The sequence below is a fragment of the Blastopirellula sp. J2-11 genome (genome assembly GCF_024584705.1).
Taxonomy (GTDB): domain Bacteria; phylum Planctomycetota; class Planctomycetia; order Pirellulales; family Pirellulaceae; genus Blastopirellula.
The window spans coordinates 2,235,809-2,248,203 of the sequence record NZ_CP097384.1 but is presented as its reverse complement, the minus strand read 5'-3'; the positions used below and the strand labels follow the sequence as shown (position 1 = coordinate 2,248,203).

The following is a 12,395-nucleotide window of genomic DNA, read 5'->3' as shown; positions in this document are numbered from 1 at the left end:
TTGAAATGGAGACCGCATTCCCTTGGCTTGCGCACTCGGGCTAGTGTTGGATTGGTTCGGCCCGTTGGACAAAAAAACAAGGCGGTCCGGTCCTGTCCAACGTTGTTCAATCGGGCCTCCATCATTTGAAATGGAGACCGCATTTCCTTGGCTTGCGCACTCGGGCTAGTGTTGGATTGGTTCGGCCCGTTGGACAAAAAAACAAGGCGGTCCGGTCCAACGTTGCGGGAATGGCGAAGCCAGCGCGGCTAGGGAAGAATTCCCTGGCGGGAAGCGGTTTCGTCATTTCGGGGCTTCGGTCTTTCCTTCGACATTCGGGGTTCTTCATTTGTCATTGAAAATGGAGGCCAGTTTTCCCTCGCTCGCGCGTCGGACCACTAAGAGTGGGGGGGATTAGGGCGCACAATTTTGCGTTAGAAACGGGCGTTATGGGACGCGCCTTCCCGGCGTTGTTTTTCCATCTGCACTGCGGTCGGTTATAATTCCAGCTCTCTTGCGGTCGGAAGGATGGAGATCGTCTGCGCTTATGGTTACCGGTATGAAGTTTCGCCTGATTCCCCTTGGTTTGTTTGTGCTTCTGTGCGGAGCTTCGCTCGCTGCGGCGGGAGATCCGGAGAAAGGGTACCGCGTCATTGTCGATAAGCCGCTGATCTCGCCCTATTGGGATCAGGAGACCTTCGACAATACTTGGCGCGTTTGGCCCCAAGAACTCAAGGAGTTGGCCGAGAAAGCTTCGCCTGATCAACGCCGTAAATTGGCCTACGAGCGGTACGGGCTCACTCCACGACCTGACAATCCTGACAAGCCGCTGCAATATGTCGTCAGCGACGACGGCGATTGGACTCCCAATTGCTTTACCTGTCACGGCGGCGAAGTTGCAGGACAGGTCATCCCCGGCGCTCCCAATCATCGCTATGCGATGCAAACGTTGGCCGATGATATTCGGATCGCCAAGATGCTGTTGGGCAAAAAGTTGCTGACGTCCGACTATGGCTCGGCATTGGTTCCGCTGGGAGGAACCAACGGGACGACCAACGCCGTGATGTTTGGCGTCATCTTAATGAGCTTTCGCGACGCCGATCTAAACGTGCATCGCGGCGCTGGGTTTCCGCCAACCAAGCATCACGATATGGATGCTCCTGCCTGGTGGAGCTTCTCGGCCAAGGATTACCTCTACTGCGACGCATTCGCGCCGAAAAGCAGCAAGGGGCTCATGCAGTTTGCGCTGGCTCGCGAGAATGGCCCTAAAAAGTTCCGCGGTTGGCAGGAAGACTTTGAACATGTCTATGCCTATCTGCAATCGCTGGAAGCCCCCAAATATCCCTTCGAAATCGATCGCCCGTTAGCAGAGCAGGGGCGCATTGCGTTTGAGAAAACCTGTGCGCAGTGTCACGGGAAGTACGAAACCGGCGAGAAGTACCCTTCGGTGGTTGTCGATATTGCCGAAATCGGCACCGATCCGGTCCGCTACGAGGCGCTCTCGCCGGCCGCTCGCAAAGTGTACGGCGATAGTTGGTTCAACGATTACAACCGCGGCGCCAAATCGGCGGATGACACCCCAGGCTACGTCGCGCCCCATTTGTCTGGCGTCTGGGCGTCGCCGCCGTACCTGCACAACGGATCGGTCCCCACGCTTTGGCACATTCTGAACCCGACCGAGCGACCGACGGTCTGGCGGCGGACCAGCGGCGACTACGACCAACAGCACAGCGGGCTGACGATCGAAGCGTTTTCGACCATGCCGCCTGGCGTGACGCGTCGCGACGAGAAGCGCACCTATTTTGACACGCGCAAGTTCGGCAAAAGCGCGACGGGGCACGACTACCCCGATGAGTTGTCTGCCGCAGAAAAGCGAGCGGTGCTTGAATACCTGAAAACTCTGTAAATTCGGCCGAATCGTCCCCTTTGGCGCTCTTACGCCAGATTGACACCTTCGGGCTAAGGCCGATACGATGGACTGTCAACCGAAGTCGTAACGCTGCTTCCGGTTACGACTCAACGAGTTCGCTTCACATTAGGGCGCTAGGCGCGCCGCAGCAAGGATTGGGTAACGATGACCACGCAATTGCTTCAGGCCCGTGCAGGCAATATCACCCCCGAAATGGAGTTCGTGGCGAAGCGAGAAAATATCAGCGCCGAGTTGGTCCGCGACGAGGTCGCCTCTGGCCGTTTGGTGATTCCCGCGAACAAAGTCCACCTGGCCGGTCGGCTCGAGCCGATGGGCATCGGGTTGGCGACTACCTGCAAGATTAACGCCAACATCGGCAATTCGGCGGTCACCAGCGATAGCGATAGCGAGCTGACGAAACTACACACCGCGGTTCACTTTGGCGCCGATACGGTGATGGATTTGTCGACCGGCAAAGATATCGACAGCATCCGCAAGAAGATCATTGAGGCCAGCCCGGTCCCGATCGGCACCGTGCCGATCTATCAGATGCTGGAAGAACTGGGCGGCACGATCGAAGATATGCGTCCGCAGCACTTCCTGGATATGGTTGAGCATCAGGCCAAGCAGGGGGTCGACTACATGACCGTCCACTGCGGCATCAAGCTCGAGCATCTCCATCTTTCGACGCATCGCGTGACCGGCATCGTCAGCCGCGGCGGTTCGTTGATCGCCAAATGGATGATGGCGCACCGCAAGCAAAACCCGTTGCTGACGCACTTCGACGATCTGTGCGCCATCATGCGAGAATACGACGTCACCTGGAGTCTGGGAGACGGCATGCGTCCCGGTTCGATCGCCGACGCGTCAGACGAAGCGCAATTTGCCGAACTGGACGTACTGGGCGAATGCACGATGCGGGGCCGTGAGCTCGGCACGCAGGTGATGGTCGAAGGTCCGGGCCATATTCCGTTGGATCAAATCCAAATGAACATGGAACGTCAGCAGGAAATCTGCGACGGCGCCCCGTTCTACGTGCTCGGTCCGTTGGTGACCGATATTGCTCCCGGCTATGACCACATCACCAGCGCAATCGGCGCCGCGATGGCCGGTTGGCACGGAGCCGCGATGCTGTGCTATGTGACGCCGAAAGAACACTTGGGCTTGCCCGAGAACGAAGACGTCAAGCAAGGGGTGATCGCTTACAAGATCTCGGCCCACGCGGCCGATGTCGCTCGCAAGCGCCCCGGCGCCCAAGATCGTGATGACGCGCTCAGCCGTGCCCGGTTTGGCTTCGACTGGAACGAGCAGTTCCGTCTTTCGCTCGATCCGGAGACCGCCAAAGCGTATCACGATCAGACTCTGCCGCAGGACACCTTCAAAAGCGCTCACTTCTGCAGCATGTGCGGTCCGAAGTATTGCTCGATGAAGATCACCGAAGAAATTCGAGAGATGGCGGCCGAACAAGGGGGCCTGATCCAACTGGCTGAAACCCCCGAATAGTCTGGCGCCGGCGAGAGCTCCCATCACCCAAAAGCGTTTCCGCCACGGCGGAACGCTTTTTCCTTGCGCATCTCGCCTATACCCGCAGGGCCTGTTTCCCCATAATGCCCGCATGGATAAACCGCTGGAACATGTAGATCAGCCGACGTCGGAGCTTCGGATCGAAGACCCTGCACACCTGCCGCCGCTTTCACGCGACGTCAGCTTTTGGGGAATGACGGTCACGCAGTTCTTTGGAGCGTTTAACGACAACGTCTTCAAGCAACTGCTGTTGCTGATGGGCGTCAACCAGGTCGTCAACGGCGAGGGGCAAGACCTGCAGGGGATCGCGATGATCATCTTCTCGCTCCCTTTTTTGTTATTGGCCGGCCCGGCGGGATACCTGGCTGACAAATACTCAAAGACGACGGTGATCGTGCTCTCTAAAGTGGCCGAAATCATCGCGATGCTGCTGGGCGTAATCGGCTTTTGGTACTTCGGCATGTTCGGCTTCGCCGGCTTGTTTGTCGTCCTCTTTTTGATGGGCGCCCAAAGCACCTTTTTCGGCCCCGCCAAATATGGCATTTTGCCCGAGACGCTGCACGAACCCGACCTGCCTAAAGCGAACGGCATCTTCTTGATGACGACCTTTCTGGCGATCATTTTTGGCACCGTTGCGGCCGGCGTATTACGCGATCAATTGGGAGGAGCCAGCACGGTCGCTACAGAGGCAGCCGGCGACGTCGTCGGCGCAATACGCGATTCATCGAACAGCAATCTGTGGGTCGGATCAGCGATCTGCGTGGTGATTGCCGTGGTCGGCACGCTGACTTCACTGCTCGTACGCAAGACGAAGCCAGCCAAACCGCACGCCCAACTGACCATCGGCGCGTGCACCGTTCCGCCGAGTGCGATCCGGCTGTTTCGCGCCCAACCGGCGATGCTAAAGGCGCTGCTGGCGTCGTGCGTCTTCTGGCTTTGCGCCGGCGTCGTGCAGCAATCGGTCAATTCGCTGGGGGTCGTACAACTTGAGCTTTCCGATACCCAAACCAGCATCATGAACGGGCTGATCGGCGTCGGCATCGCGCTCGGCTGTATGATCGCCGGGCTGATGTCGAAAAACCGGATCGACTTTCGCATCGTGCAGATCGGCGCTTGGGGGATCAGCGGGTCGTTGGCGCTGCTGGCGCTGCCGGGCCCCTTTCACGGGCACCTGCTTGGCTTTTGGGGAAGCTTGCCGGTCTTGATCGTCTTGGGAGCATGCACCGGCATGTTCTCGGTGCCGATTCAAGTTTATCTGCAAGCGAAGGCCCCGCTGTCGCAAAAAGGGGAAGTGATCGCCGAGATGAGCCGCGCCAATTGGGTAGCGATCTTGCTATCAGGCGTTCTCTATGGTCTGTTCGATAAGATCCTGATAAATTTCGATTGGCCCCGCTGCTACTTGTTCGCATTTACCGTGTTGATCATGTTGCCGGTCGCCATTTTTTATCATCCCCCTAGCGAAGATTTAGAGTAAACGCTGTCATGCTTGGCGCCCAATTAGATTCGTCCGCTTACGTCGCCCGTCTGCAACAAGAGATCGCCAAAGTCGATCAAGCGGCATTGCAAACCTGGGCCGATCTCATTTACCAGGCCTGGGAAAACGGCAAGTGGGTTTACATCTTCGGCAACGGCGGATCAGGCACGACCGCCAGCCACATGGCCGAAGATCTGGGCAAAAGCACGCTGCACGAAAAAGACCTGGGAGACGAATCGCTCAAGCGTCTGAAAGTGCTGAGCCTGACCGACAACGCCGGCTGGTTGATGGCCGTCGGTAATGACCTACACTACGACCAAATCTTCCTGCAGCAGTTGATGAACTACGGCGGCGAAGGAGACGTGGTGATCGCGATCAGCGGATCGGGCAACAGCGGCAACGTGCTAAACGCCGTCGATTGGGCGAATCGCCATGGTCTGCAGACAATCGGGCTGACCGGCTATAGCGGCGGCAAATTGAAAGAGCAGGCGCAACACAGTCTGCATGTGCCGACCGATGACATGGGAATGGTCGAGAGCATTCACCTTTGCTTGTTCCACTGGGTATTGAACGACGTCTTCGCTCGCATCAATCACGTCGGACGATACGCCGCCTAGAAACTTTGCGCCCCGAGGAGACGAGGCCCAGCATGTTCCTCGGAATCGAGATCGGCGGAACCAAACTGCAAGTCGCCCTGGGCCAACCGGGGCAAGAGCCCATCGCGCTGGAGCGCATGGACGTGCAGCCCGACCGTGGTGCGATCGGCATTCTGGATCAGATCGAAACCGCCGGCCATCGCTTGCTGCAAAAGAACAGCGCGAAAGCGATCGGAGTCGGCTTCGGCGGCCCGGTCGATCCGCAAACCGGCGTCATCGCCAAGAGCCATCAGATCGAAGGTTGGGACCACTTTCCGCTGGGCGATTGGTGCAAAAAAACGTTCAACCTGCCGACCTCGCTTTGCAATGACTGTGACGCCGCCGCGCTGGCTGAAGCGTTGTACGGAGCAGGGCAGGGCGCCGACAGCGTCTTCTACGTCACCGTCGGCACCGGCGTCGGCGGCGGCTTCGTCTATCAGGGGCAGCAGTTTGGCGCCGATCGTCCCGCGATCGCCGAGATCGGCCATCTCCGCCCCGGCATTCATGCCGATCGCCCAGAGATCACCGTCGAGTCGATCGCCAGCGGTTGGGGTCTGGCCGCCGAAGCCCGCTCGCGTCTGATGGGAGACGTCTCTCGCTCGCTCTCTCTGGCACGCAACCGGAGCCCGATCGCCGATCAAACCAGCGACGAGTTTGCCCGCGACCTGCTGCTCCGCTGTGATCACGATCTCGATCAGTTAACCGCCAAGGTTATCGGTCAAGCTGCCGCCGACGGCAACGAACTGGCTCGCGATATCTTGGAGCATGGAACGCAAGCGCTCGGCTGGGCGATCGCCCAAGTCATCACGCTAATCGCGCCGCAAATCATCGTGATCGGCGGCGGCGTTTCGCTAATGGGCGATCAACTCTTCTTCACGCCGCTACGAGCGCAAGTGCGGCGGTTTGCGTTTCCCCCGCTGACCGATAGCTATGCGATCGTACCCGCGGCGCTAGGGGAATTGGTGGTTGTTCACGGAGCGATTGCGCTGGCGGCGAAATCTTCGTAGCCGGAAGTGACATCAGCCGCACGGCGTTAGCCGCGTTTTTTTGTTTTCGACTTTCCGTCGACAATCAGTTCCTGTCAGAAACCGCGGCTAACGCCGTGCGGCTGATTGTGTGGGGAGAAGAGTGATCTCCCTTCACTCGCGCGTCGCGTTACGAAGACAACTCGCGGATATCCTCCACCAGTGCGGTTACATCTTCCATCGACGTATCCCACGAGCACATGAAACGCGCGCCGCCGTTGCCGATGAACGTGTAGAATTTCCAACCGCGGTTGCGCAAGCCGGTCGCGACGTTCTCAGGCATTTGTACGAAGCAGGCGTTCGCTTCGACCGGTGCGATGAGCGAAACGCCCTCGATCGACTCGACGCCCTTGCCCAGCGCAGCGGCGCAGGCGTTGGCGTTTTGGGCATGCTTGAGCCAGGCGCCTGATTCCAGCAAGCCAATCCAGGCGGCCGAGAGGAACCGCATCTTCGATGCGAGTTGGCCCGCCTGTTTGCAGCGATATTCAAACTCGTGGGCTAGGTCTTTGTTGAAAAAGACAACCGCTTCGCCGACCGGCATGCCGATCTTGGTTCCGCCGAAGCAGAGGACGTCGATCCCCAGCCGCCAGGTCAGATTGGCCGGCGATCCATTCAAGCTCGCCAGCGCGTTTGCCAGTCGTGATCCATCCAAATGAAGTCGCAAATCGTGCCGCTTGGCCGTATCGCATAGCGTCGCTAGTTCGTCGGTCTGATAGACGGTGCCCATTTCGGTCGCCTGGGTGACGCTCAGGACGCGCGGCTTGGGATAGTGGATGTCTTTGCGGCGATTGACGATGTTCTCAACCGCGACCGGATCGATCTTGCCGTTGGCGCCTTCGGCCAGCAGCACTTTGGTGCCGTTGGAGAAGAATTCGGGGGCGCCGCACTCGTCGGTTTCGACGTGGGCCAATGCGTGGCAAATTACGCTGTGATACGAGTTGCAAAGCGAGGCCAGCGCCAGTGAGTTGGCCGCGGTGCCGTTGAAGACGAAGTAGACTTCGCAGTCGGTCTCAAAGAAATCACGCAGCAGGTCCGACGCGCGAGCGGTCCAGGGATCTTCACCGTAGGCCGTCGCATGTCCAAACCGGGCATGTTCCAGCGCTTCCCAGACTTCAGGAATAACGCCTGCGTAGTTGTCACTGGCAAATTGACGGCGCGGCAATGGATTGGGGGCGTTCAAGCGACCCTCCGACGAAGCTGAAGATGTGAAAGACCAAGTGCGATCGTTCATTATGCCTGATCCTCCGCTCGACTGCTTGTAGAATCCGCGCGCAAACCGCAGAGCATTTTACTCTCCGCGGCTCTCCGCATGCTTGGCCCGCACTTCGGGCAAAGGATAGTCGACAATTGGCAAATTTACTTGCACCAGTTCCCGCAAGCGTTCATAGCCGCGCGTCGCCAATTCTTCTCGCTGAGCGACAAACGCCGGATCGAGATTCGCTTTGGCGAAATCACCAGCGGCGATCAGCGGTTCAAAGTTGGGATGCACGATGAACTGGGCCAAAACGGGGTTGCAGCGAATGTGGCGCTCCGGCGTCGTGTGCAGCACTTCCGGATCAAGCATCCCGATGACATATCGCAGATAGAGATCGCTCTCGGTCAATTTCTCGACCGGACGGCCGCAGACTTCGCAGTTGTACCCTTCGTCGCACTTCGCCATTTAAAGTCCTAGGACGTCCGACATCGTATAGAGCCCGACCGGTTTGCCAGCAGCGAACTGCGCCGCTTTGAGCGCGCCGTTGGCGTAGCAATCTCGGTTGCTGGCCCGGACAGTCAGTTCGATCGTTTCGCCCATCAGGCCGAAGATGATCGTATGCTCGCCGGGGTTATCGCCGACGCGAATCGCGTGATAGCCGATCTCGTCATGCGGCCGCTCACCGGGACGACCTTCGCGACCATGCGTCTCTTTGGTTTGCCCCATTTGCGCCGCGACGATCTCACCAAATTTGAGCGCCGTCCCGCTGGGCGAATCTTCCTTGAAGCGATGATGCCGCTCGACGATTTCGACATCGGCGCCTGCGGGATAATCCTTCAGCGCGGCGGCGGCGATCTCGGTCAGCTTCATCGTCAGGTTGACCGCCAGACTCATGCTGGGCGCCCAGACGACGGGGATCTTTTGCGACGCCGCTTGCAGCATCGCTTTGTGGTCATCGGTCAGTCCGGTCGTCGCCATCACTAGGGCGATCTTATGATCGACGCACAGGTTGATCGCGCGCTCGGCGCCGGCCGGAATCGAAAAATCGATCAGTGCGTCGGCTTCGACTTCCAACTTAGACGACAGCGGTAAATCGATCGAACCAGCGCCGGCCATCGCGCCGGCGTCTTCGCCCAGTTTGGGATGGCCGTCATGCTCTAAGGCGGCGACCAACTGGATTTCTGGGTTTTGATGCCCCAACGCAATCAATCGCTGTCCCATTCGACCAGCAGCGCCGCTGATCACCACGCGCGGTGCGCTCATATGCTTCTAAACTCCGCTGGGGCGGAAAGCTATCCGCAGCCCAAATTGATTGCTGACCAGAATGATTAACCGTAAAGCTGAATGGCTTGGACGATCTCGTCGAGCTCGTTTTTAACCGCAACCGCGCGGTTGGCGTGCGCGGCCCGCTTGACTCCACGACTGCCGAGCACCTGGTTGAAGTAATCTTGATCGGTCGTGTGATAGGCGACCGTCGCGTTGGGATCTTTCAGCAGATGTCCCGTCAGGATGCAGACGACGCGATCACTAGGCGCGATGACTCCCTCTTCGCGGAGCATCTTGGCGCCGGCGACGCTGGCGGCGCTGGCCGGTTCGCAGCCCATACCGCCCGATCCGACCTGGCTCTTAGCGTCCATGATCTCTTGATCGCTGACCTGACGGACCACGCCGTCGCAGTCATGCAGCGCTCGCAGACACTTCGTCAGGTTGACTGGACGATTGATTTCGATCGCGCTGGCCAAGGTAGACGCTTTGGCGCCGGTCTCGTCCATGTTGCGATAGTAATTGTTGATCAAATCCTGATCGAAACGCCCTTCGTTCCAGCGCAGCCCATGCTGGTTATAAAGCTGGTCCAGGGTGTCGGCGCCCGATGCGTTAATAACGGCCAGACGCGGGATTCGCGTGATCAAGCCCAACTCTTTCAATTCGGCGAACGCTTTGCCAAACGCACTGGAGTTGCCCAGGTTTCCGCCTGGCACGACGATCCAATCTGGCGGTTCCCAGCGCAGCGCTTCCAGCACGCGGAACATCACCGACTTCTGACCTTCAAGCCGAAATGGATTGACGCTGTTGACCAGGTAGATGCCCAGATCTTTGGTCACTTCACGCACGCGGGCCATCGCGTCATCAAAGTCGCCGGCGATCTGCAACGTGAGCGCCCCATAGTCGAGCGCCTGCGACAGCTTGCCGTACGAGATTTTGCCCGATCCGATAAAGATGACCGCTTTCATCAACTGCGTGACCGAACAGTACATCGCCAGTGATGCGCTGGTGTTGCCGGTCGACGCACATGCGGCCCGCTTCGCGCCAACGATGTGGGCATGCGTAAACGCGGCGGTCATGCCGTTGTCTTTGAAACTGCCGGAAGGGTTCATCCCTTCGTATTGCAGATGCAGCTTGCCCGCGTCGAGCCCGACATAGTCGCCCACTTTATCGGTTTGTTGCAACAGCGTTTGCCCTTCGCCCAGCGTCACGATCTGCTCATCGGTCGCGTAAGGGAAGAGACTGCGAAAACGCCAGACGCCGCTAAAGTTGAGCCGGTTGTCGCGGCGCGCCCAGTTGGCTTCGATCTCTTTCCAACTGCTGGGGGGCTTTACCTGATCCCAGTCGTACTTGACGTCAAGCAGCTCGCCGCATGCGGGACAGGCGACCAGCACCTGACCGATGTCGTAGGTTTTCCCACAGTCGGGCGAGAGGCATTTTTGATAGGCGGAGGGAGCGTCGGCCACGTGGCTAATTACTTACTATGAAAGGCTTTTTGTGCATAAAACGGAATGCTCAGTCTATTGGAGCATACGACGCCTATCAAGGCGAGATCCCGCCGTCGTTCGAGACGGAAATTGCGAAGTCGGTTCAAAAATTGACGCAGCGAAATCTCCCCCATTAGAATAAGGGGTCTTTACACTCACATTGACGGAATTTTACGGCAATGCCCACGAGCCCCTCGGATCCGAAAAAAAACGGCATGAAGCCGGCCGACGCCGAGCCTTTTCGCGTGCTGCTGCAGGCGTTGCGCGCCCGCCTGCGCGGCGACGTCTCGCAATTGACCGAGTCGGCGCTCCGCAAAACGCGGAGCGAAGCCTCAGGCGACCTGTCGAGCATGCCGATCCACATGGCGGACATCGGCAGCGACAATTACGAACAAGAGTTTACGCTCAACATGTTGGCGGCTGAGGAAGGGACGCTGCACCTGATTCAAGAAGCTCTGGCGAGAATTGAGTCCGGCGTGTATGGTGCGTGCGTCGAATGCGGCGGACGGATCAAAAAGCCGCGACTTCACGCGATTCCTTACACCCCGCTTTGCATTGACTGTGCCAACCAGCGAGAACGCGTCTAGCTCGTCACAGCCGGCTTTGCCGGTCGTTTCCCGCAGCCGCTATGTCATCTTCTTCACCTTGGCGATCGCCGGGTGCGTGTTGGACCTTTGGACCAAGCATGCGGTTTTTCAGGCCGACGCCCATTTTCCGCTGATCGAGCGCGAAGGGGTCAATCCGCTGCGGATCTACTGGCTGATCGAAAACTATGTTGGTTTTGAGACCTCGCTGAACCATGGCGCGCTGTTCGGGTTAGGGCAGGGAGGAACGCCGATTTTTGCAGGCTTTTCTGTCCTCGCGGCGATCGGAATCATCTACTGGCTATTCATCGCTAAAGCAGCGCGGGATCTCTGGCTGACGATCGCTTTAGGAAGCGTCACGGCAGGAATCTTCGGCAATTTATATGATCGACTCGGCATGTATCACGGCTTCGGCCAGTGGGACAAAGGCGCGGTTCGTGATTGGATATTGCTGACGGCTGGCTCTTACAACTATCGCTGGCCCAATTTTAATATCGCCGACAGCTTTTTAGTTTGCGGCGCCGCATTGCTGCTTATTCACGCATTCTTAGCACCTGTGGGGGATAATCCGACGCAATCGCGTAAAGACCACCCGCCCCAACAAGAAGTGTAAGCATAATTAATTGACATTGTGATATTTTCTAGTAAATTATCACCTGTCCCGTAGAAGTTCTGGTCAATTCCCTCAAATTGGCTAGGCAACGAACACGGAACAATCGTCAATTACCTCTCATCATGCGCTCGGGAGATTCCACCTCCCTTCAAAGGGGCAATCCCATGAAACTTTCGCGAACGGTCGCTTATGCACTTCAAGCGACACTCCAACTGGCTGAAACCGATTCCTCTAGCCCGGTTCCTTGCAGCAAGCTTGCCGCCAAAGGAGATATGCCGGAGCGGTTTTTACTACAGGTTTTGCGCAACCTCGTTACGCATGGAATTTTGCGTAGCACCCGTGGAGTTGACGGCGGCTATACCTTGGTACGTCCGGCCGAACAGATTTCGCTGTTGGAAATCATTGAAGCAATCGACGGTCCGATGGACTCACGATTGCCCATCGAGAGTGAAGTCGATTCGTCCTTCCAAGAGAACTTGAAAGAAGCGTTGGCCAACGTGACGACCGCGATGCGGCAACAACTGGCCGACATCAAGATCTCGAAGTTAGTAACAAAGTCCACCAATGGACGCCCTGTGATCGCGCCGCATCCTCACATCACATCCGCTTTGGCGGAAACCGGCGTGGTGGTTCGACAAGGGAGCTAGTATTCGGTATTCGGGCGCCATGCTCTTGCGGCGTCTTCGCTGCAAGAGCTTGTCACCGAA

The 12,395-nt window shown here is 58.0% G+C and carries 12 protein-coding genes; 8 read left to right on the top strand and 4 right to left on the bottom strand.

The window, feature by feature from the left end:
* The first annotated feature begins 538 nt into the window (after positions 1–538).
* The 5 genes from M4951_RS09205 to M4951_RS09185 all read left to right on the top strand — a co-directional run bounded on the left by M4951_RS09205 (position 539) and on the right by M4951_RS09185 (position 6,528).
* Positions 539–1,885, top strand: a complete 1,347-nt coding sequence (locus tag M4951_RS09205; protein ID WP_262026188.1) for a cytochrome c — start codon at positions 539–541, stop codon at positions 1,883–1,885.
* 168 nt (positions 1,886–2,053) lie between these two features.
* Entirely contained in the window at positions 2,054–3,391 is a 1,338-nt protein-coding gene (gene thiC / locus M4951_RS09200) for a phosphomethylpyrimidine synthase ThiC (protein ID WP_262026187.1), read from the top strand.
* Positions 3,392–3,503: 112 nt separating this feature from the next.
* Positions 3,504–4,886 (top strand): MFS transporter, encoded by a 1,383-nt coding sequence (locus tag M4951_RS09195; RefSeq protein ID WP_262026186.1) that lies wholly within the window; start codon positions 3,504–3,506, stop codon positions 4,884–4,886.
* A gap of 8 nt (positions 4,887–4,894) precedes the next feature.
* Positions 4,895–5,503, top strand: coding sequence for an SIS domain-containing protein (locus tag M4951_RS09190; protein WP_262026185.1), 609 nt, complete (start codon positions 4,895–4,897; stop codon positions 5,501–5,503).
* 32 nt (positions 5,504–5,535) lie between these two features.
* Positions 5,536–6,528: an ROK family protein gene (locus tag M4951_RS09185; RefSeq protein WP_262026184.1), complete on the top strand. Its 993-nt coding sequence runs from the start codon at positions 5,536–5,538 to the stop codon at positions 6,526–6,528.
* A gap of 148 nt (positions 6,529–6,676) precedes the next feature.
* Here the strand turns inward: M4951_RS09185 and M4951_RS09180 are convergent, their stop codons facing one another.
* From M4951_RS09180 to thrC, 4 genes are all read right to left on the bottom strand, one after another.
* Positions 6,677–7,726 (bottom strand): threonine aldolase family protein, encoded by a 1,050-nt coding sequence (locus M4951_RS09180; RefSeq protein WP_262026183.1) that lies wholly within the window; start codon positions 7,724–7,726, stop codon positions 6,677–6,679.
* A 108-nt stretch (positions 7,727–7,834) separates the two neighbouring features.
* Positions 7,835–8,206, bottom strand: a complete 372-nt coding sequence (locus M4951_RS09175; protein WP_262026182.1) for a hypothetical protein — start codon at positions 8,204–8,206, stop codon at positions 7,835–7,837.
* Complete coding sequence (gene dapB / locus M4951_RS09170; RefSeq protein ID WP_262026181.1) at positions 8,207–9,004, bottom strand: 4-hydroxy-tetrahydrodipicolinate reductase; 798 nt, start codon at positions 9,002–9,004, stop codon at positions 8,207–8,209.
* A gap of 65 nt (positions 9,005–9,069) precedes the next feature.
* Positions 9,070–10,470: a threonine synthase gene (gene thrC / locus M4951_RS09165; protein ID WP_262026180.1), complete on the bottom strand. Its 1,401-nt coding sequence runs from the start codon at positions 10,468–10,470 to the stop codon at positions 9,070–9,072.
* 200 nt (positions 10,471–10,670) lie between these two features.
* Here thrC and M4951_RS09160 point away from each other — a divergent pair, with 200 nt between their 5' ends.
* The 3 genes from M4951_RS09160 (at position 10,671) to M4951_RS09150 (ending at position 12,335) form a co-directional block, all read left to right on the top strand.
* Positions 10,671–11,078, top strand: a complete 408-nt coding sequence (locus M4951_RS09160; protein ID WP_262026179.1) for a TraR/DksA family transcriptional regulator — start codon at positions 10,671–10,673, stop codon at positions 11,076–11,078.
* Positions 11,053–11,688, top strand: coding sequence for a signal peptidase II (locus M4951_RS09155; RefSeq protein WP_262026178.1), 636 nt, complete (start codon positions 11,053–11,055; stop codon positions 11,686–11,688). Before M4951_RS09160 ends, M4951_RS09155 begins: the two co-directional genes overlap by 26 nt.
* A gap of 164 nt (positions 11,689–11,852) precedes the next feature.
* Positions 11,853–12,335, top strand: coding sequence for an RrF2 family transcriptional regulator (locus M4951_RS09150; RefSeq protein ID WP_262026177.1), 483 nt, complete (start codon positions 11,853–11,855; stop codon positions 12,333–12,335).
* Positions 12,336–12,395: the final 60 nt, after the last annotated feature.

What these genes read in the sequence shown, in the direction of transcription:
- M4951_RS09175 (WP_262026182.1), bottom strand. Translation starts at nt 8,206, where the DNA reads ATGGCGAAGTGCGACGAAGGGTACAACTGCGAAGTCTGCGGCCGTCCG.
- M4951_RS09160 (WP_262026179.1), top strand. Translation starts at nt 10,671, where the DNA reads ATGCCCACGAGCCCCTCGGATCCGAAAAAAAACGGCATGAAGCCGGCC.
- M4951_RS09205 (WP_262026188.1), top strand. Translation starts at nt 539, where the DNA reads ATGAAGTTTCGCCTGATTCCCCTTGGTTTGTTTGTGCTTCTGTGCGGA.
- dapB (WP_262026181.1), bottom strand. Translation starts at nt 9,004, where the DNA reads ATGAGCGCACCGCGCGTGGTGATCAGCGGCGCTGCTGGTCGAATGGGA.
- M4951_RS09195 (WP_262026186.1), top strand. Translation starts at nt 3,504, where the DNA reads ATGGATAAACCGCTGGAACATGTAGATCAGCCGACGTCGGAGCTTCGG.
- M4951_RS09150 (WP_262026177.1), top strand. Translation starts at nt 11,853, where the DNA reads ATGAAACTTTCGCGAACGGTCGCTTATGCACTTCAAGCGACACTCCAA.
- M4951_RS09190 (WP_262026185.1), top strand. Translation starts at nt 4,895, where the DNA reads ATGCTTGGCGCCCAATTAGATTCGTCCGCTTACGTCGCCCGTCTGCAA.
- thiC (WP_262026187.1), top strand. Translation starts at nt 2,054, where the DNA reads ATGACCACGCAATTGCTTCAGGCCCGTGCAGGCAATATCACCCCCGAA.
- M4951_RS09185 (WP_262026184.1), top strand. Translation starts at nt 5,536, where the DNA reads ATGTTCCTCGGAATCGAGATCGGCGGAACCAAACTGCAAGTCGCCCTG.